This window comes from Buchnera aphidicola (Microlophium carnosum), assembly GCA_011752475.1.
Lineage (GTDB): Bacteria > Pseudomonadota > Gammaproteobacteria > Enterobacterales > Enterobacteriaceae > Buchnera > Buchnera aphidicola_BG.
This window is the reverse complement of the sequence record CP048747.1, coordinates 458,343-478,944: the sequence shown is the minus strand read 5'-3', so window position 1 is coordinate 478,944 and position 20,602 is coordinate 458,343. Positions and strand designations below refer to the sequence as shown.

General features: G+C 22.9%; 13 protein-coding genes and 2 pseudogenes. 10 read left to right on the top strand and 5 right to left on the bottom strand.

Annotated elements, in window-relative coordinates; translation table 11 throughout:
• Positions 1–29: 29 nt before the first annotated feature.
• Positions 30–1,550 carry a lysine--tRNA ligase gene (gene lysS, locus G4A98_02175; protein ID QIQ42008.1) on the bottom strand — a complete coding sequence of 507 codons (1,521 nt, stop codon included), beginning with the start codon at positions 1,548–1,550 and terminating at the stop codon, positions 30–32.
• 9 nt (positions 1,551–1,559) lie between these two features.
• Positions 1,560–2,658, bottom strand: a protein-coding gene (gene prfB / locus G4A98_02170; protein ID QIQ42007.1) for a peptide chain release factor 2 whose coding sequence is annotated in 2 segments (ribosomal slippage) — positions 1,560–2,603 and positions 2,605–2,658 — 1,098 coding nt in all. Because the reading frame shifts where the segments join, the coding sequence is not laid out codon by codon here.
• Between the two features lie 166 nt (positions 2,659–2,824).
• Between prfB and ygfZ the strand changes: the two genes are divergently transcribed.
• Positions 2,825–3,784, top strand: a complete 960-nt coding sequence (gene ygfZ, locus G4A98_02165) for a tRNA-modifying protein YgfZ (GenBank protein QIQ42006.1) — start codon at positions 2,825–2,827, stop codon at positions 3,782–3,784.
• A gap of 126 nt (positions 3,785–3,910) precedes the next feature.
• Positions 3,911–4,534: a guanylate kinase gene (gmk, locus tag G4A98_02160; GenBank protein QIQ42005.1), complete on the top strand. Its 624-nt coding sequence runs from the start codon at positions 3,911–3,913 to the stop codon at positions 4,532–4,534.
• An 85-nt stretch (positions 4,535–4,619) separates the two neighbouring features.
• Here gmk and typA read toward each other — a convergent pair whose 3' ends face one another.
• Positions 4,620–6,440: a translational GTPase TypA gene (typA, locus tag G4A98_02155; GenBank protein ID QIQ42004.1), complete on the bottom strand. Its 1,821-nt coding sequence runs from the start codon at positions 6,438–6,440 to the stop codon at positions 4,620–4,622.
• 219 nt (positions 6,441–6,659) lie between these two features.
• On the opposite strand from typA, the gene G4A98_02150 reads away from it, so the two are divergent.
• Entirely contained in the window at positions 6,660–7,277 is a 618-nt protein-coding gene (locus tag G4A98_02150) for a YihA family ribosome biogenesis GTP-binding protein (GenBank protein ID QIQ42003.1), read from the top strand.
• Between the two features lie 40 nt (positions 7,278–7,317).
• On the opposite strand, the gene G4A98_02145 is transcribed toward G4A98_02150, so the two are convergent.
• Both G4A98_02145 and G4A98_02140 read right to left on the bottom strand, forming a co-directional pair.
• The gene (locus tag G4A98_02145; GenBank protein ID QIQ42002.1) at positions 7,318–8,202 is read right to left on the bottom strand and encodes a 5'-3' exonuclease; all 885 of its coding nucleotides are present in this window, start codon (positions 8,200–8,202) and stop codon (positions 7,318–7,320) included.
• A 54-nt stretch (positions 8,203–8,256) separates the two neighbouring features.
• Positions 8,257–8,886 carry a thioredoxin domain-containing protein gene (locus G4A98_02140; GenBank protein QIQ42001.1) on the bottom strand — a complete coding sequence of 210 codons (630 nt, stop codon included), beginning with the start codon at positions 8,884–8,886 and terminating at the stop codon, positions 8,257–8,259.
• Positions 8,887–9,048: 162 nt separating this feature from the next.
• Here G4A98_02140 and mutS point away from each other — a divergent pair, with 162 nt between their 5' ends.
• The 7 genes and pseudogenes from mutS to G4A98_02105 all read left to right on the top strand — a co-directional run bounded on the left by mutS (position 9,049) and on the right by G4A98_02105 (position 20,552).
• On the top strand, positions 9,049–11,460 hold the full coding sequence (gene mutS / locus G4A98_02135; protein ID QIQ42000.1) for a DNA mismatch repair protein MutS: 2,412 nt from the start codon (positions 9,049–9,051) through the stop codon (positions 11,458–11,460).
• A 190-nt stretch (positions 11,461–11,650) separates the two neighbouring features.
• Positions 11,651–13,456: an assimilatory sulfite reductase (NADPH) flavoprotein subunit gene (locus G4A98_02130; GenBank protein QIQ41999.1), complete on the top strand. Its 1,806-nt coding sequence runs from the start codon at positions 11,651–11,653 to the stop codon at positions 13,454–13,456.
• A gap of 32 nt (positions 13,457–13,488) precedes the next feature.
• A pseudogene (locus G4A98_02125) lies at positions 13,489–15,141 on the top strand (sulfite reductase subunit beta).
• 2,210 nt (positions 15,142–17,351) lie between these two features.
• On the top strand, positions 17,352–17,555 hold the full coding sequence (locus G4A98_02120) for a hypothetical protein (GenBank protein ID QIQ41998.1): 204 nt from the start codon (positions 17,352–17,354) through the stop codon (positions 17,553–17,555).
• Positions 17,556–19,813: 2,258 nt separating this feature from the next.
• Positions 19,814–19,999: pseudogene (locus G4A98_02115) on the top strand (adenylyl-sulfate kinase).
• A 63-nt stretch (positions 20,000–20,062) separates the two neighbouring features.
• Positions 20,063–20,152, top strand: coding sequence for a hypothetical protein (locus G4A98_02110; protein QIQ42173.1), 90 nt, complete (start codon positions 20,063–20,065; stop codon positions 20,150–20,152).
• A gap of 187 nt (positions 20,153–20,339) precedes the next feature.
• Positions 20,340–20,552 (top strand): cell division protein FtsB, encoded by a 213-nt coding sequence (locus tag G4A98_02105; GenBank protein ID QIQ41997.1) that lies wholly within the window; start codon positions 20,340–20,342, stop codon positions 20,550–20,552.
• Positions 20,553–20,602 lie beyond the last annotated feature (50 nt).

Sequence of the window (20,602 nt, the reverse complement as noted above, 5' to 3'; positions counted from 1 at the left end):
TTAAAAGATAAATTTTTAATCCATGAAAATTATTTTTTAAAAGAACGAAGTGTTGGAAATAAAATTACATCACGAATGCTAATTTGATTTGTTAATATCATAATTAAACGATCTATTCCAATTCCAAATCCTGATGTTGGTGGTAAACCATATTTTAATGCTTCTATATAGTCTTGATCATAAAATATATTTTTATTATCTTCTTTATCTGCTTTTTTAATTTGATTTAAAAATCGTATTTTTTGATCTTCTACATCATTGAGTTCTGAAAATCCATTTCCTATTTCATATCCAGCAATAAAAAGTTCAAATCTATCAGTTGTATTCGAATTAACATCATTACGTCTCGCTAATGGAGAAACTTCTACTGGATATTGAGTGATAAAAGTTGGTTGGATTAATTTTTTTTCTACTGTTTTCTCAAAAATTTCATTTTCTATTTGACCATTTCCCCATTTTTTTTCTACTTTTATACCTATGGATTTTGCAAATTTTTTTATTTTGTCAAAATCGTTTAAATCAGATAATGTAATTGTTGGATGAAATTGAAGAATTGCATTTTTCATAGTTAACTTATGAAATGGTTTGCTAAAATCAAAATTATTTCCATGAAATGTAATTTCATTTTTTTTGAAAAGTAATGTAGTAATGTTCTTAAAAAGATTTTCTATTAAGATCATCATATCTTCATAGTTAGAATATGCAACATATGCTTCCATCATAGTAAATTCTGGATTATGACGAGCTGACACTCCCTCATTACGAAAATTTCTATTAAGTTCAAAAATACGTTCGAAACCACCAATGATTAATTTTTTTAAATATAATTCAGGAGCTATTCTTAAATACATTTTAGCATCAATTTCATTATGATAAGTAACGAAAGGACGAGCATTAGCTCCTCCAGGAATACTTTGTAACATTGGAGTTTCGACTTCTAAAAAATCGTTTTCTATCATAAAATTTCGAATTGCCATAATAATATTAGAACGTTGTTTAAAGGTATAATACAATTTATTATTGCTAATTAAGTCGAGGTATCTTTTTCGATAACGTATTTCTTGATTAGATAAACCATGAAATTTATCTGGTAAAGGTTTTAATGATTTATTCAGTATTTGAACATTTTGGCAATAAACAGATAGTTCTCCTGTTTTAGTTTTAAATAGTGTGCCAACCACACCTAAAATATCTCCAATATCCCATTTTTTAAAGTGATCTTTATAGAATTCAGGTGATATGTTTTTTTCGTTTATATAAATTTGTATTCTTCCTTCCATATCTTGCAGTGTAAAAAAAGAAGCTTTTCCCATAATGCGTCTTTGTATCATACGACCGGCAATAGAAACTTTAATTTTTGATTCTTGTAGTTTATTACCGTCTTTCGTTTGGTATTTTTGATGAATTTTTTTTGAAGTAGTATTTCTTTTAAAATTATTTGGGAAAGAAAATCCTGTTTTTTTCATATTAACAAATTTTTCTTCTCTTCTTTTTATTTCATTATCACTAATATCATTTTTACAATTATTGCTTTTTTTTACTTCTGACATTTGAATCCCTTACAACCCAATGATTAAACTTTGTTCAATAAAATCATCTAAATCACCATCTAAAACAGATTGAACATGATTTTTTTCAACACCAGTACGAAGATCTTTAATTTTTGAGTTATCTAATATATATGATCGTATTTGATTACCCCAGGTGATATCTGATTTATTGTTTTCAATTTTTTGTTTTTCTTGTTGTTTTTTCCTTATTTTCATTTCATATATTTTTGATTTCATTTGTTTCATTGCTTCTTCTTTATTCTTATGTTGAGAACGATTACTTTGACATTGAGTGACGATACTTGTAGGCAAATGAGTAATACGAACAGCTGATTCAGTTCTATTTACATGTTGACCTCCAGCTCCAGAAGCTCTGTAAACATCAATTCTTAGATCAGAAGGATTAATGTTTATATGAATTGTATCATCTATATCTGGATATATAAAAACTGAACTAAAAGAAGTATGGCGTCTTTTCCCAGAATCAAAGGGACTTTTTCTAATTAAACGATGTATTCCTGTTTCAGTTCTTAGCCATCCGAAAGCATAATCTCCGACGACTTTAATAGTAGAGGATTTAATTCCGACTATTTCTCCAATAGATTCGTGAATAATTTCTGTTTGAAATCCTTTTTTGTCGGCCCATCTTAAATACATTCTTAGTAACATTTTAGACCAATCTTGAGCTTCTGTCCCTCCTGAACCAGATTGTATATCAACATAACAATTACAGTTGTCATTTTTTTTTGAAAACATACGATAAAACTCAATTTTTTTTATTTTTTTTTCTATTTTTTGTATTTCTATAGAAGATTCTTCTAGTACTATGTTATCTTCTGTTTCCACTGCTAATTCTAAAAAAATAATTACTTCTTTGATATCTTGTTCTATTTTATTAATATTTTGAATTATAGAACCTAATAAATATTTTTCTTTATTTAGTTTTTTAATGGATATCTGGTTCTTCCATGTTTCAGGTGACAATAATTCTAAATTAATTTCTGAAAGACGAGCTTCTTTTTTGTTATAGTCAAAGATACCTCTTAAGATCTTGTATACGTTTTTTACAGTTTTTAATTTTGTTAGTTATAATATTTGTTTCTAACATAGCTTTATATTTCTTCTGTTAGTGTAAATTGAATTAAAAAATTTTTTAACTTTTTAAATGTATTTTTTAAAAATTACATTCTTTCATTATAGCTATTTAATTGAATAGATGTATTTATTTTGATTTTATATCCTTTATATTAAATATATTTTTGGGAATAAAAATAATGTCATCATTGATCTCATTACAAAATCTTATCTATCCTTCAAATGAATTATCATTAACAATGATATTACTCGAAGAATGGTCTCTAACTTATGTAGAAGGAGTGGATAGTAAAAAATATCTTCAAAGTCAATTGACTATCGATATAAATTTATTATCTAAGACTCATCATACACTTTGTGCATACTGTAATTTTAATGGGAAAGTATTAAGTACTATGCGTTTGTTTCATTATGAAAAAGGTTATGGTTATATTCAACGGAAAAGTGTTTCTAAGATTCAAATTCAAGAAATTCAAAAGTATTCTGTCTTTTCAAAAATAAAAATTTATGAATTAAACAACGTTTGTTTAGTAGGATTTGCAGGATTAAATGTTAAATTATTTTTATTGAATTTTTTTATTAAAATACCAGATAAGAATTGCCCAGTAATTCATGAAAACAATAAAACTATATTGTGGTATGCAGAACCATCAGAACGATTTTTATTGGTTTTATCTGTTTCCGACTTTTTAATCTTTAAAAAAAAAATTAATACAAATATATTTTTTAATAATAGTAAACAATGGTTGTTGTTAAATATGGAATCAGGATTTCCTATTATTGATAAAATATGTTCTAAAAGATTTACACCGCAAGCAATTAATTTAGATAAGCTTAAAGCTATAAGTTTTAAAAAAGGATGTTATTATGGACAAGAAACAATAGCACGAATATTTTTTAAAAAAATCAATAAACATTTTTTATGTTTGTTATCAGGAACAGGAAGTATTTTTCCTAAAATAGGTTCATTTATTGAAACTCAGATAGATAAAAAATGGTATAAGATTGGTATCTTATTATCTATAGTTCATGTTAAATATGAAGATATTTATATACAAGTAGTTTTACGAAAACCTATAGATGTAAATAATTTATTCAGAATATATGGATTCAAAAATATTTTTTTAATAAAAAATTAGATAGTGATATAGGAGTTATTTTTTTTTTTATATATTTTACATTTTAAAAAATACATTTTTTATTTTATTAAGAAAAAAATATTTATTTTTTATAAAATTTTAGCCGGAACTATCTTTAAAAATATCATGTCTCAAGGTATTCTTTTTATTATTTCAGCTCCAAGTGGAACAGGAAAATCAAGTTTAATTCAAGGATTGTTAAAATCAAAAAATTTGTATAATGTTCAAGTATCTATTTCTCATACTACTAGAATTATACGACCTGGTGAATTGCATGGAAAACATTATTATTTTATATCAAAAAAAGAATTTCAAATTATGATTAAACAAGATTCTTTTTTAGAATACGCTAAAGTTTTTAGTAATTATTATGGAACTTCGCGTCGATCTATCGAAAAAATGTTATTTTCTGGTATTGATGTTTTTCTTGATATCGATTGGCAAGGAGCGAAGCAAGTTAAATATAAAATTCCAGGATCAAAAAGTATTTTTTTATTACCACCATCTAAAGATATATTACATAAAAGATTAAGAGAAAGAGGTCAAGATAGTGATGTAGTTATTGCAAATAGAATGGAAAAAGCAGTAGATGAAATGCAACATTATTCAGAATATGATTACCTGATTATTAATGATGACTTTAAACAAGCAGTGAATGATTTAGCAACAATTATTACTGCTGAACATTTATGTGTATTGCATCAAAAAAATAAATACAATTTATTAATTTCTAATTTATTAAAACGTTAATGATAGAAAAAAATTCAATGATTTAAATAAATAATATTATATAATTCTATTGAACAAATAGAATTATATAATTAATCATATAATGTTAGGTATTTTTATTGCGATTAGCTCTTTTTCTTTCACTTTCTTTTAAATAAAATTTACGTAATCGTATAGATTTAGGCGTAATTTCTACAAGTTCATCATCATTGATAAATCCTATCGCGTCTTCTAATGTTAAATTAATAGCAGTTGTTAAAACTATTGCTTCATCTGTTCCAGACGCTCTCATATTAGTTAATTTTTTTCCAGTCAAACAATTAACTGTTAAATCATTAGATCGATTGTGAAGTCCTATTATTTGTCCTTCATATACTTGAGCACCATGTCCTATAAACAACTTTCCTCTTTCTTGTAAATTAAATAGAGAAAAACCCACTGCCATACCCATGCTATTAGATATTAAAACTCCGTTTTTTCTTTGTCCAATATTGTTATTTTGAAGTTTATCATAGTGACTAAAAGATGAATAACAAAGTCCTGTTCCAGAAGTTATACTCATAAATTCTGTACGAAAACCAATTAACGCTCTGCTGGATAATATATACTCAAGTCGTACTCTTCCCTTTGAATCCATAATCATATTTTTTAATTCACCTTTTCTTATACCTATAAACTGCATAATACTGCCCTGGTGCTTTTCTTCAATATCTAAAGTTACATTTTCAAACGGTTCTTTTTTAATTCCATCAATGTTACGAAAAATAATTTTTGGACGAGAAACTTCTAATTCAAATCCTTCACGACGCATATTTTCAATTAATATAGATAAATGTAGTTCACCGCGTCCGGAAACGGAAAAAATATTTGCATCTTTTGTTTCTTTGATTTGTAGAGCAACATTATGCATAGTTTCTTTTTTTAACCGTTCTAAAATTTGACGAGATGTAATATATTTTCCTTCTTTTCCTGAAAAAGGAGAAGTATTCACTGAAAAAAACATATTTACTGTAGGTTCATCTATACTTAATGCTGGTAGAGATTGTAAATTATCTGGATGGCAAATTGTATCAGAAATTTTTAGTTCATTAAGACCTGTGATAGCAATTATATCTCCTGCATTTCCTTGATTTATTTCAATTCTTTTCAATCCAAAATAATTTAAAACTTTATTTACTTTTCCATTACGATATTTTCCATAACTATCAATAATAGTTACTTGATCGTTGGGTTTAATAGATCCTTGTTTAATACGACCAACTCCTATAACTCCTAGGTAATTATTATAATCAAGTTGGGAAACTTGCATTTGAAATTTTTGCTCAGGATTAACATTAGGAGCTGGAGCATATTTAATAATAGATTCATATAATGGAATCATATTATCCTTCATTTTTAGATGATCTGTTCCTGAAGTACCAAGAATAGCAGATGTATAAATAATAGGAAAATCAAGTTGTTGATCATTTGCATCAAGATTAACAAAAAGATCGAACACTTGATCTACTACCCAGTCAGGACGAGAATTAATTCTATCAATTTTATTGATAATAACAATAGGATTTAAACCGTATTTAAATGCTTTTTTAGTAACAAATCGTGTTTGTGGCATTGGTCCATCTAAAGCATCTACTACTAGAAGAACTGAATCTACCATGGACATTACACGTTCTACTTCACCACCAAAATCAGCATGTCCAGGAGTATCTACTATATTTATTTTATAATTTTTCCATTTTATAGAAGTATTTTTAGATAAAATTGTAATGCCTCGTTCTTTTTCTAAATCATTAGAATCCATGATTCTTTCAGTTTTTTCTTCATGTTCTTGAAATGTTCCTGATTGCTGTAATAATTTGTCAAGTAATGTAGTTTTCCCGTGATCAACATGTGCTATAATGGCAATATTTCTTATACTGTGATGCATTTTTTTTCCTTTTAAAGCAGTAATCAATAGATGTATTACAGACTAGTTTTAGATAGAATGAAAAGATAAGATTCAGTGTTGAGGAAATAGTATTTACGTATAAATTTTATAAGTATGTGTAAAAAATCTTTTTTTATACATCAGAGAAGTGGTAATAAAAATTCTATATAAAATTTTTTTAAGACAGTATTTGTACATTTTAACAACTAGGATGAAATTTTGAACTCATTAGATTACAATAAAACAAGTTTTTTAAAAAGTTATTCAAAAATAACTGATATAGAAATTCAAGATGGTATTGAAATTGCATTTGTTGGTTACTCTAATTCAGGAAAATCTAGTGCTATTAATGCATTAACTAATCAAAAAAAATTAGCTCGTTTTAGTAAAACTCCTGGAAGAACTCAATTAATTAATTTTTTTGAAATAGTTTCAGGTCTGAGAATAGTTGATCTGCCTGGATATGGTTATACAAAAGCGCCTTTATTTATTAGAAAAAAATGGCAAAAAATAGTGTATAATTATTTAGAAAAACGAAACCAAATAAAAAGTTTTATATTCTTAATGGATATTAGATATCCACTAAAAAAACTTGATCAAAAAATTATTGATATAGCTTTGCATAAAAACGTCTCTATATTAGTGTTATTAACTAAATGTGATAAAATGACAACAAGTCAGCAAAATATTCAAGTTAATATGGTATATAAAAAATTAAATTGTTTTTTAGATTCTTTTGAAATCATGTTATTTTCATCTTATAAAAAGATTGGCATTAAAAAATTGAAATCAATTATAAATCATTGGTATAACGAATATATTATTTTAAATAAATAATGATGTCTATATAATAAATAAATTATTATTATTATAATAATTATAAAATTTTTTTATTTATTTTTGATTTAAAAATATCTTTGTTAAAGATTTTAAATGTATTTTTAGAACAATATTGATTTAAAATTATTTCTTTTAAATTCATATTAATTGGAATATCTAATTTTATTGCTGCTAATTTATATGAAAGAAAAGCCATTTCTTTATTATTTTTTAGTTGAATTGCAATATTTTTGGCGTTTCGAAATGGTAAAAATTTTATTTCTTCAATATTATTGTAAATATTTTTAATATTAGAAAATGTATTTAGTAAAAATAATGCAGTTTTAGTTCCCACTCTAGGTACTCCTGGAATATTATCAGACACATCTCCTATTAAAGCTAAAAAATCAATAAATTCCTTAGGTTTAATACCATATTTTTCTTTTATTGTTTCTGGTGTAATAATACAATTATCTTTTTTATTAAATATGTTAATATTTTTTGTTACGAGTTGAAGCATGTCTTTATCATGACTTATAATTAATATTTTGTCTCCTATTGCTTCTAATTTATGAGATATACTACCAATAATATCATCTGCTTCTATTCCTGGAATAGTTAATATTTTAATGCCAATTTTTTTTAATATTTTAAAAAGAGGTTCGATTTGTATATATAGTGAATCGGGCATAGGTGATCTATTTTTTTTGTATTCTTTAAATAGTTTTTTTCTAAATGTTTTCTGAGATGAATCAAATATTATGATAATTTTTTTCGAATTTGTATATTTTTTTAAAATATTATCTATCATTTTTAACATTCCATATATTGCCCCGCATTGTTCTCCTAAAGTATTTTTAAAGTCGTAAAATGCATAATAAGATGAATATAAATATAAATTTCCATCTACTATAATAACAGGGTTGTTTTTTATGTGATTCATATTTTCTCTTCTATGTGTATAGATATTTTTGTTGTGTAAAAATATTTAAATATTTTATTTTTTATTTATCAAAAATTGAATTAACTTAATATATTTTTGAGAAAAACTATCTTTAAACATGTCTTCTATTTTTGAATAATCAATTATATATTTTCCGTTAATAAGCATTATTGGGATATGTTCTAAACCAACTTTTTGAATATCTTTTTTTTGTTTTTGAACTAATATTTTCAGTGTTAAACTATTCCAGAAACTATTAAATTTATTTTCACTAACTCCTGCTTCTTTTTTAAATATTTTTTTTATATTGTTAATATTATTGATCGTATGAGTTTCTTGAATACCTTTGAAGATAGGAAGAGTAATTTTTTTTTCAATTCCAATTTTCTGTGCTATTATCCAAGATTTTGTTAAAATATAACTTATTTTTCCTCCTAAAAAATTTACATGATATCTTTGAATATTTATATTTTTTTGGATATTATTTTTTATTAAATATCTTGTATTATGTGTTTTTTCAAACTCATAACAATATGGACAAAAAAATGAAAAAAATTCTATTACATTAGGGATATCAGATATAATTTTATGTTTTGTAGTATATTCTTTTCCATTATTAAATTCATAAGCACAAACATTACAAGATGTCATTAGAATCCATAACATAATTAATATTTTTTTCATTTTAATCACCTATTTATTTATTATTTATTTTTTGTTATTAATCTTTTAAAGAATACAAGTAATCTTTAAAATAATATAATACGTAAGCTTAAAACTATTATATATAGTATATCTTTTAATATCATTGATTGATTATAAACAGAGAAATATAAATTGCATATTATGAAAAAAAAAATAAATGTTAATACTAATCTTGATAGTCATACTCCAATGATCAAGCAATATTTATCTTTAAAGTCACAATATCCTGATATGTTACTTTTTTATCAAATGGGTGATTTTTATGAGTTATTTTATAAAGATGCTGAACGTATTTCTGAATTATTAAAAATTACTTTAACAAGAAAAGGATATTCAAACGAGAAAAGTATACCTATGGCTGGAGTTCCATGCGATAAATCAGAATATTATTTATCAAAACTTATAAAATTAGGTGAATCTATTGCAATATGTAATCAAGACAAAGAAAACAATCATAAAAATAAATTGATTTCTCGTAAAGTAGTTCGTGTCATTACTCCTGGAACTATTACAGATGAAGCGTTTCTTGAAGAACATGAAGATAATTTTATAGCTGCTATTTGGAAAGAAGATAATAAATTTGGATATTCTATTTTAGATGTTTCTTTAGGTTTTTTTGGTGTTTCTAAAATTTTTCATGTTAATGATTTGCTTTCAGAAATTGAACGCACAAATCCTAAAGAAATACTCTATCCAGAAAATTTTTCAGATATGTTTTTAATTGAAAATAGAACATGTATTCGCAAACGTTCATTATTAGAGTTTGATTTAGACATATCATATAAGTTGCTTAACTTGCAATTTAATACTTACAGTTTAAATGGATTTGGTATAGAAAAAGATAATTTTGTAATACGTGCTGCTGGTTGTTTACTTCAATATGTTAAATTAATGCATATGACTGTTTTACCTAATATTCGTTACTTAAAATATAATTATATAGAAGATAATATTTTGATGGATGTTAGTACACGTAAAAATCTAGAAATTAATCAAAATATTTCAGGAGAAAGAAAAAATACCTTATCTTCAATATTAAATAAAACAGTGACATCTATGGGTAGTAGGTTGTTAAATCGTTGGTTAAACTCGCCATTAAAAAATTTTAATGTAGTTAGAAATCGTCATAAAAGTGTTAAGATTTTGCAAGTTTTTTATAAAGAATTGCAACCTATTCTTCGTCAAGTTCATGATTTAGAAAGAATTTATTCTCGTTTATCTTTACGTACTGCTTCACCTTATGATCTTGTACGAATGCGTTCTACGCTAGAAATTTTACCGAATTTACATTTAATATTAAAAAAAATAAAATTAAAACACATACAAAAAATACGTGTATCTATTGGATATTTCAAGGAAATTTTATTTTTATTGAAAAAAGCAATTAGTTCCAAGCCATCTGCATCTATTCGAGATGGAGATGTGATCGCTGCATGTTATAATGTTCAACTAGATGAATTGCGATCTATTAAAATAAATTCTAAAGAATACATTAAAAAATTTGAACAAAAAGAAAAAAAAAAAGTAATGATTGAATCATTCAAAATCAGATTTAATAAAATTATTGGTTATTATATTCAAGTCAGTAAACGTCATATTCATTTAGTTCCGAAATATTATATAAGAATACAAACATTAAAAAATACAGAACGTTATAGCATTCCTTTACTAAAAGAATACGAAGAAAAGGTTTTAAATTCAGAAATTCAATCTTTATTTTTAGAAAGAAAATTATATGCAGAAATTTTTGACATGATAGAACCTTTTTTAGAAAAATTACAGAATAGTGCGCTAGCATTATCAGAATTAGATGTATTAGTAAATCTATCTGAACGTGCTATATCTTTAAATTATGTATGCCCTATTATGAGTAAAAAATATGGTGTTTCTTTGTTAGATAGTCGTCATCCAGTTATTGAATGTCTTTTAAAGACTCCATTTATAAGCAATTCTGTTGTTTTATCAAAAAAGCAGAGAATGCTTATTATAACAGGACCAAATATGGGAGGAAAAAGCACTTATATGCGTCAAATTGCTCTTATTGTAATAATGGCTTGGATAGGTAGTTTTGTTCCTGCTAGATATGCTTTAATTGGTTCAGTTGATAAGATTTTTACGAGAATTGGTTCTGCAGATGATTTAAGTAATGGATGTTCAACTTTTATGATGGAAATGACAGAAATATCTAATATTCTTCATAATGCAACAGCTAATAGTTTAGTTTTAATTGATGAATTAGGAAGGGGAACTTCAACTAATGAGGGTTTATCTTTAGCTTGGTCATGTTCTAGATATTTAATAAATAAAAATAAATCTATGACACTATTATCTACACATTTTTTTGAATTAACCAAGTTAGAATTGATAGAAAAATTTGTAAAAAATTTTCATTTTACTGCTATTGAAAGTAATTTACATATAGCTTTTTTGTATAAAATCAAAAATGGTATATCAAAACACAGTTATGGTATATCAGTCGCTGCATTATCTGGATTGCCAAATAATGTTATAGAAAACGCAAAAATAAAATTAAAAGAATTAGAAAACATGTAATATTTTGATAACAGTGTCTTTTCACTCAATATATTATATTAATGATTTATTCGACATTTTAAAAATAAAGAATTTTACATAAAATTTTTTTTATCATTAGACTAGTAGCTGAAAATTCATATTTTCTGTAAATTATATTCTATTGATAATATAAAGTTGTTAATGTAATAAAATTTGGATATTTAGTACGATGAAAAATCAAAATATGTTTGATCTTTTACTTCCATTAAGTCCAGAACAACTAAATAATTTAAAACAACTTAAAAGTACTTGTACTAATATTCAAAATGCTTGTCTGTCAGGTGATTTTTGGAAAATTGCAAATCAAACATCTAATGCAAAATCTCTTAAAAAAAATGAATTAAATGATAACGATCAAATTATTAGCATCATTTCTGCTGCTCAAACTGGCAACGTAAAGTCATTATCCGAACGTCTTCATGAATATTTTAATAAAAACAATAGAAAAAATCGTTTGCTTAATGCGATTGATTATAAATTCCACAACATCAAAGACGAAAAAATATTAATTTTAATTATTTTAACTCAAGGTAAAAGTGAGATTCCAGAAGAAGCATTATCTTTATATAACTTTATTATGTCAAGAAATTCTCCTAATTTAAATAATTTATATTATAGTATTTTTGTATTAAGAGATATATCCTGTAATTTATTTTGTCAGGAAGGGAAAAATTTTTCTAAAAGATTTAAAGAATTAGGAAGCAATTCTTTATTAAATCGATGTGATTCTGATATTGAATGTGAAAATAATTATAATAAATGCTCTCGAAACTTATTAAAAAATATTAACAATAAAGAAATGATTTTACAACCTAGTTTCTCATATTTAAAAAAAGCAGCGAAATCTATACTTTCAACATCTTATTATACCAAAAAAAATCCTGCTACAGCTGTTGTTTTAACCAATCAAAAAATTACTGGTCGTAATTCTATAAAAGATGTTCATCATATTGAAATTGATATTAGTAATTTAAATATTAATTATGTACCTGGTGATGCCATTGGTATTTGGTATAAAAATAACACTAATCTAATAAAAAATATATTAGAATTACTTTCTATAAAAACATTTGATAAAATTAAAATTAAAAATAATATTATTACGATTTTTGATGCTTTACAAAATAATTTTGAATTAACAACTAATACTAAAAATATTGTTAAAAATTATGCAAATTTTACAAAAAATACAATTTTAAAAAATATTGCATCTCATGATGCTGATTTACAACAATATATTATTCATACGCCTTTAATTAAAATGATAACTGATTATCCATCAAAATTATCTTCTGAACAATTAATTAGTTTACTTTGTCCATTAACACCTAGATTATATTCTATCTCTTCTTCGCAAGCAGCAATTCACGATGAAGTGCATATTACAGTTGGAGTGGTACAAAAGTTAATTTCTGGTTGTTCATATTCAGGAGGGGCTTCTGGTTATCTTGCACAATCTTTAAAATCAAATTCTATAATAAAAATTTTTATTGAAACCAATAATAATTTTCGACTACCTATTAATCAAAATATTCCGATAATAATGATTGGTTCAGGAACAGGAATTGCTCCATTTCGTTCTTTTATGCAGCAAAGAGATAATGATAACTCTAAAGGAAAAAATTGGATTTTTTTTGGGAATCCTAATTTTACTGAAGATTTTTTATATCAAACAGAATGGCAGCAATACATAAAAAAAGGTCTAATTACTAATATGCATTTAGCTTGGTCACAAGATCAAGAGCATAAAGTATATATACAAGATAGAATAAGAGAAAATGGAAAAGAAATTTGGTCTTGGATAGAAGAAGGAGCTCAAATATATGTCTGTGGAAATGCTTATAAAATGGCAAAAGATGTTGAAAAAGCATTGTTAGATATTATTAGTGAAAATAATAAATTGAATATTGAAAATTCTTATGAATTTTTAAAGAATCTTCGTTTAAATAAACGTTATCAAAGAAATGTATATTAATGCAAAAACTATAGTACAATCGTTTTAAAAAAATAACTAATTCAGAACATATTAAAAATAGCAATTGTCTTCGTAGTTCAATGTTTAATAATTGAAAAAATGAGATTACTAACAGTTTTAGTAGAGATAATTTTTCACTTGTTCGATTTTATGGTATATATCAGAAAGATGATTCTGACTTACGTATTACAAAAAATAAATCAAAACTAGAACCATATTATACAATATTCTTTGTTATCGATTACCAGGGAAGGTTAGAAATATACAAAAATAATTTAAATTGATGATTTTTCTAGTAAATACACGTTATATAGAACTATTTGTTTAACTAACTGTTAAACTTCTCAATTCTATGGGATTTAAAAAAAATAAAAGATCTATATATAATGTTGTATGATATAGGATTAAATTCATTAGCTACTGATAATGGTGTAAATAGACATGTACTTTGCATATGGCACATCTTACTAGTATCTTCCATTCATAAAAAAGATGATGAATGTATGCAAAAAATTTCAAACTGTTTATTACCACATACGAAAGAATATGTAGAAATTTAGCTAGATCAAAAAAAATATGACAATAGAAAAAGAACCTATATTAAGAAAACATATTTATTTAAATAATTTAAAAAAATTAGTTATTTCATTATATAATGACGTATGTTTATATACTAATGATATAAATTTTATTGTTATCATAAAAAATAAAAAAAATTATTAGTTTTAATATGTTAATTAGTGAAAAGTTATTTTTTATTTATAGAAATATAAATACATGGATATTTCTTCAACAGAAATAGTTTATTTTCCTGTGGAAAAAATATTATTTATTGCTAAAATCATAGTAATAACTCAAAAAAACTAGCGAAACTGAAGTGATTGTACAAATTCTAAAACTAGATGTATTATAAATAATGTGAGTTTAGATTTTTTTTACAAAAGAAACCTAAAAATAATCAAATTTTAATTCTAAACTGATTTACTATTCTGATTTTATCAGAAAAAGAGATAAATTCGACTTGATTAAAAATATAAATAATAATTGTAATTTAACATTATTTATTGAAAATAGACGTATGCATGATAATAATAGAAAATTTTTTAATCTGGTTGATTAAAAACAGAAAATATTTATGATGGTAACTTTATAATGACATCTAATTAAAATATACTTGTTTCTGAAGTATATAAAACTAATAAGAATCAAATAAAAAAAAGTTTTATCATATAGATTAATGAGTAAAATTAGTAATTTAAGTAAAATTTTTATAGTGTGTATATTTCATTTCTTACTTTTCTTTTAGCAATATCTGAATAAGATATATGCTATTTTTTTTATGACTTAATTAAAAAATATGGCATTAAAATACAGTATAGAACAAGAGATAATAATTTCGTATATTTCTAGATTCCTCTAATAGTTTTGTAAGATCTTTATTGTCCAAAATTAGTTTAACGGATAAATTTATTAGTTGATATAACTTCTATATTGGAAAACATTGAATAAGAAATCGAATACTAAAAATTTATAAAGAAAATATTACTAAAAAAGAAATATTAATAATTGAAAATATTTTATTTAATACTTATTTTAATCAACGAAAAAATAGAAAGATTTTTAGAGATTTTGTTATTAGAAGAATTTTTATTAAAGTAATCATTAATCCTATTTATGATTTTTAGAATTAATATAGAGAAAAGATGACATCTATATTTTATATTAAGAATATTAATTTAATAAATTTTAAAAAAATAAGATATTATTTAAATCTAATTTTCCGTTATCAAATTTTTCTGCAGAAAATCGTATTTCTTGGGAATTAAAAAATTTACCGTATATATAATAAATCATGTCATTTCATGTTTGTATTGAACTAATAGTATTGATACACCTTATAACTAAATAAAAAATTTAACATTCCTGTAGTGTTGATTAATACAAGTTATTTATTTTCTAAAACATATAATTTTATTGATAGATTAACTAATAAACTTAATTAAATTTTAAAAGTTTTTAGAACAAGAATCTTTCCAGTATGACAGGAAGCACAATATGGAAAATTATGAAAAAAGATATAAAGGGAGTTAATTTTTATAATCATACTACTAAAGTAGAGATTAGGCATTTTTTTTGAATATATTATTAGTACAAATATGGTTTACTGTGTTAGATTATAATCATTCAAAAAGTAAGAATTTATTATCATATTTTTTTATTCAAAAGAGAACGTTTAAAATGTTAACAAAATTAGATTAGCATGATACTAACATAAAAAATTATTTAAAAAAACAATTTATATATTCATTTTTTTATCTACAAGTAGATATTTATCTATAGAAAATATATATACTACTACAAAAAATATTCTTGGTATGTCAGAAGAAGAAATTTATTTTCTCGAATGAAAATGTGAATGCTTTTTACATAAAAATTAAATTATATATTCACGATAATGAACAAAATTTTTTTTAAAATAAGTATATAATTTTTTACAATTATATATTGTATATATGACAAATTATTTATTTTTTGAAATGATTTAATTGCAAGGAATAATTGTTTTCTTCTTTTAGTGTAATAAATTTTTTATGATATATATCATATGCATTTATATAAAATATGTATATTTTTTTTGAAATTTTATTGATATCATATAGAATATTTATTAATATTTTTAATATGTCACTTATGGAGTAATTTTTTATAATATTCTTTAATATTATAGAGTTTTGTAATTTTTAAAACATTTTATGTACTATTTTAATATTAGATTTATAATTATATTATGAAATTGTTTTTTAAAATTTTAAATTATTGTTTTATTAACGAATGTTATATTTTTAAAATCAAATCACTATGAATTATCTACCTATGTTGTAGATGTAAAATTTAAAAACATTTTAGTTATTAGTACTAGAGAAATAGTTTTTAATTAAACTAAATTCCTACTTCGTGTTAAAACTAAACTAATGTTATTGCTATAGAATTATATTAAGAAGTAAAAATTTCTTTTATCTTAAAAAAATAAATTAGCTCTCTAAAAAATTTCACCTTTTTTTAAAAAAATATTTTTAATAATTTCAGCTGCTGATAATATCAAATTATATGAATATATATTCAAAAAATATCATGTACGTTGTTTATTAGTAAATATAGTTAATAATACATTAACATGTTCTTTTCATTTTTTCTTCTATTATTAATCGTTCTTCTATAATTGTCACTATTTTTTCTAGAAGTATTGATCGTGTATTATTACGTTTTTACGTGAAAAGATTGAAGTAATCTTGCTAATTAAATTAGGTAATCTTACTAATATTACAGATGAATAGAAATCAAAAATTAAAATATTTTTCTGATTTTTTAGAAAACAACGCTTTTAGAAAAAATTATTCAAGAGTATTTTCGTTAATCATATTCTTAATAGAAAAATAGAGTAAACAATCAATATTTTTATAGGAAATATGTGTAACAATGCTTTATTAACGAGTGAAATGATTTTAGTAGATACTAGACGAGTAGATAGTGATTGATTAACTTTAATAGAATTACAGATATAATAGCTAGCAGATTTAATTTTGTATGATTATTTATTTTCTGAAGATGTTTTATATTTAATTCATTTTGATATAAAATGTATATGTGTTCGAAAACGTGCTAGTTTAAAAAATATTGATTAGGATAAAATGACTTAATAATTGATTTTTTATCGTAACAAAAGAAAAAGTAATACGTTTAAAAAGCAGATATTTTTATACGTGTTAGTAAAGAAATTAAAGTTGTAAAAAATACAGGTATTAATTGTCAAGTTATACTAGATATTACTTTTGCAATTGGTATTTCAGATTGCATTAGAATATCGTTAATACATCGTAAATATGCACAGAGTTTTATGTTTATTATAGGAAGTAATCATCTAAATAATTTTGCAAGTAATTGGTTAATTTTATCAAATTCTTCTTATATTTTAGTTGTATGTATGAGTACTCTTAAAGCTGTATATATTACTAAAAAATTTATTATACTTTTCCGATTAAAATCAACACTGATAGTAATTATGAGAAGAAGAGGGACTATTATTAATCACACACAGTAGTTATTAGCAGAAATTTAAGTTAAATTGAAAAAAAGTAATTTGATTTGCCACCATTCTATTTTGATTAATTATTAGATATGTTGTTTTTATATATAAAAAGTTAGTATATTTTCAAAATAAAAATGCATCAAAGAATGTGAAAAATTTATTTTCTATAGTAAAATTCATTTAATGGTAAATAATACTTAAAAAAAGTACTAGTCATTTTTGTCAATTAGAATCAGAAAGTATTTATATAATCAGAGAAGTAATTACAGAATTTTAAAATGCTATTTTCTATTAGAAAAGATGCTGTAGTTATATTACATTCGAAAAAAAGTTTTTTTATCTTGCAACCATACTATTTTCTTTTTTGTATATAGATACTGGATAAAAGTTGAAAGAAATGTATATCTTTAAAGACTATATTTCTAACACTTCAAAAATAGAACTAATAATTTATTCTTATTCAAAAAGAAATTATTAGGTTTATATCGTTTTCAACGAGGAGGTAGTAAATATACTGATGTTATAACCACAGAAGGATTAAAAGAAGATATAAAAAAATATAATTGTGATTAATTATAATTGTATTAATATTCACTTTAGTAAAGTAATAAAAAATGATTAGATTTCGTATATTAGGTTATTAGTCCTTAACGAATGTGATTCTATCAGAAGATAAAACTATTCAAGATATTATTCAAGCTACACTAACATTTAAAACAAGTGAACAAATTAGTTAAATAATTGATTACAATCAGAAAACTTTGATGAAATTCAAAAAAAAAAGATTCTTTTAAAAGAATAGTAATTTAACAGATGAATATCATTGTACAAGGTAATTTAAAGAAATAGTTTAATGTGTAACAAAAAAAACTTGATTAAAATTTTTAATATGTGGTAACGTAGAAAATAAAAAAAGTACACTGATTATTCGTTTTTTACATGATACTATACAGATTTATGATAATTAATTATTTTCTTGGAAAGTGATAGCAATCGTTATGAAATATAAAAATCTAAAATAGATCTTGTACCAACAGTAGATAAACTGTATCTAAATGTGAACGAGAAATTACAATTGATATAATTTATTGTTATTTTTCTTCTGAAAAGAAAAAAGTTATTATTGCCAGATACAACAGTTTATAAAAAATATATCCGTAATATGGTTATAATAGTTTCTACATATAAATTATTTATTTTACTAATTTGTATTAGAAAAGAATTATCAGAATAAACTTATCGATATAATTCCAGCTCTACTTTACTTGGAACTAATATTTCATTGTTACTTTTAATAAAATAGATTTAATCGATTACAAAAGAGAAATATTTACAAATATATAAAAAAATTTCACTTTTTTCTCAAAAACTCCCCTTTCATTAAATATTATTGTTACTCCAATATCTGCATTAATTAGTGAAAATATTATTTTTACAAAAATCTCATACCTTGGCACAACGATTTAATACTGCTGAATTTTTTAGAAACAATAAGAATGAAAATTAGTACTAATTTAGATAAAATTAAGTTTTTATTCTAATATATAAATCGTTTTTAATCCAGATTTTTGTAGACATTCTGAAAGATTACTATTTAGTAGGGTTTATGTTGAATAAGCTATGAAAATATTACCTAAAGGTATAAACTTTCATATTTTTTTGAATTATAACTTTTGATCAAGATTTAAAAAACTAGAAACTAGTGAATCAATCATAATAGTGTTAAAATATGAAATAGATATCCATCGTAGTTATTTTTTTACAAGTATTAATTCTGTTTTATAATCATCTCGAAAATATATTGTTAATGTTTTCTAAATAACAGAAAAACTGTGCTATTTACTAGACAATCGTATAATATCAAGTCATTTGGTAAAAAATAAGTATTTATATAACAAGAATTTTATTTCAGTTCAAAATCAATATTTTGAAAAAATAAAAAGCACATTTTCTGAATTAAATACTATTATTTGAGTTACAATTCTTTTCAGTAAATCTATTATTTTTGATAATTATAGTGAAAATAGAATAACAGATAATATGATTTTTATTAAGCTTTTCATGAACGTAATAGTCATACCCGGAATAATGATACATTATTTAAAAACAGGGTTGAGATTAAAACAAAAAATAACTATAAAATAATATTATCCGGAAAAATATTCAATTATACGTAAAAAATGTAAAAAAATACTCACAAATTAATTGAAATATAGTTGACTGAACTTTCAGATTCAAGAAAATCAAATGTTTCTAATTTTTAAAAAAAAACTCTATTTTGGAATAGAGTTTATAGTTATTTATTAGATAGAGATAATATCAAGTGTGTTCTGTGTTCCGATTTAAGTTTTAGTATTATTAATCAAGAAGAAAATATTAGATATATTATAGAAATAGTTAAAATAATGTCAGATGTTAGCATAATAGATAACATTAGTATCAGTCATTTTTCTTGATAGATATCAAAGAGAAGTGATTTGTAAAATGATAAAAAAAATTTTTTAGAAGTACTTTTTAATATACCTATTAGTATTTGTCAATCTCAAGTTTCTAAAAAATTATATAAAAAAGCTCATACTGGAAGAATATCTGTTTTTACTAATATATAATCTATATATAAAACTTCAAAAAAATTTGACACTATTTTAAATAGTACAAATTCTTTAGGAAATAATTTAAAAAAAATAGTAAAGATTTTATATTATTATAATAAATGTTTATTTTTGAAGATTTATTGAATATTTTTAGTGTAAAAAACTTTTTTTTTATATAAAATTAATTATTTTAGAGTAAAATATGAAAATATTAAAAATATTTTTATTGTTTTTGCTATTTTGGTTACAATATTCTCTTTGGTTGGGAAAAAATGGTGTTTTAGATTACATAAGAATATATAAAAAAGTTACAATGCAGGAAAAAAATAATGATTTTCTTGAAATGCGGAATAATCAAATAATATTAGAAATTAAAAATTTCAATAATAATATTAATGACAATAAAAAAAAATAATATTTTACGTGCATTATTTTAAATAAAAAATATTTTTTTATATTATATTG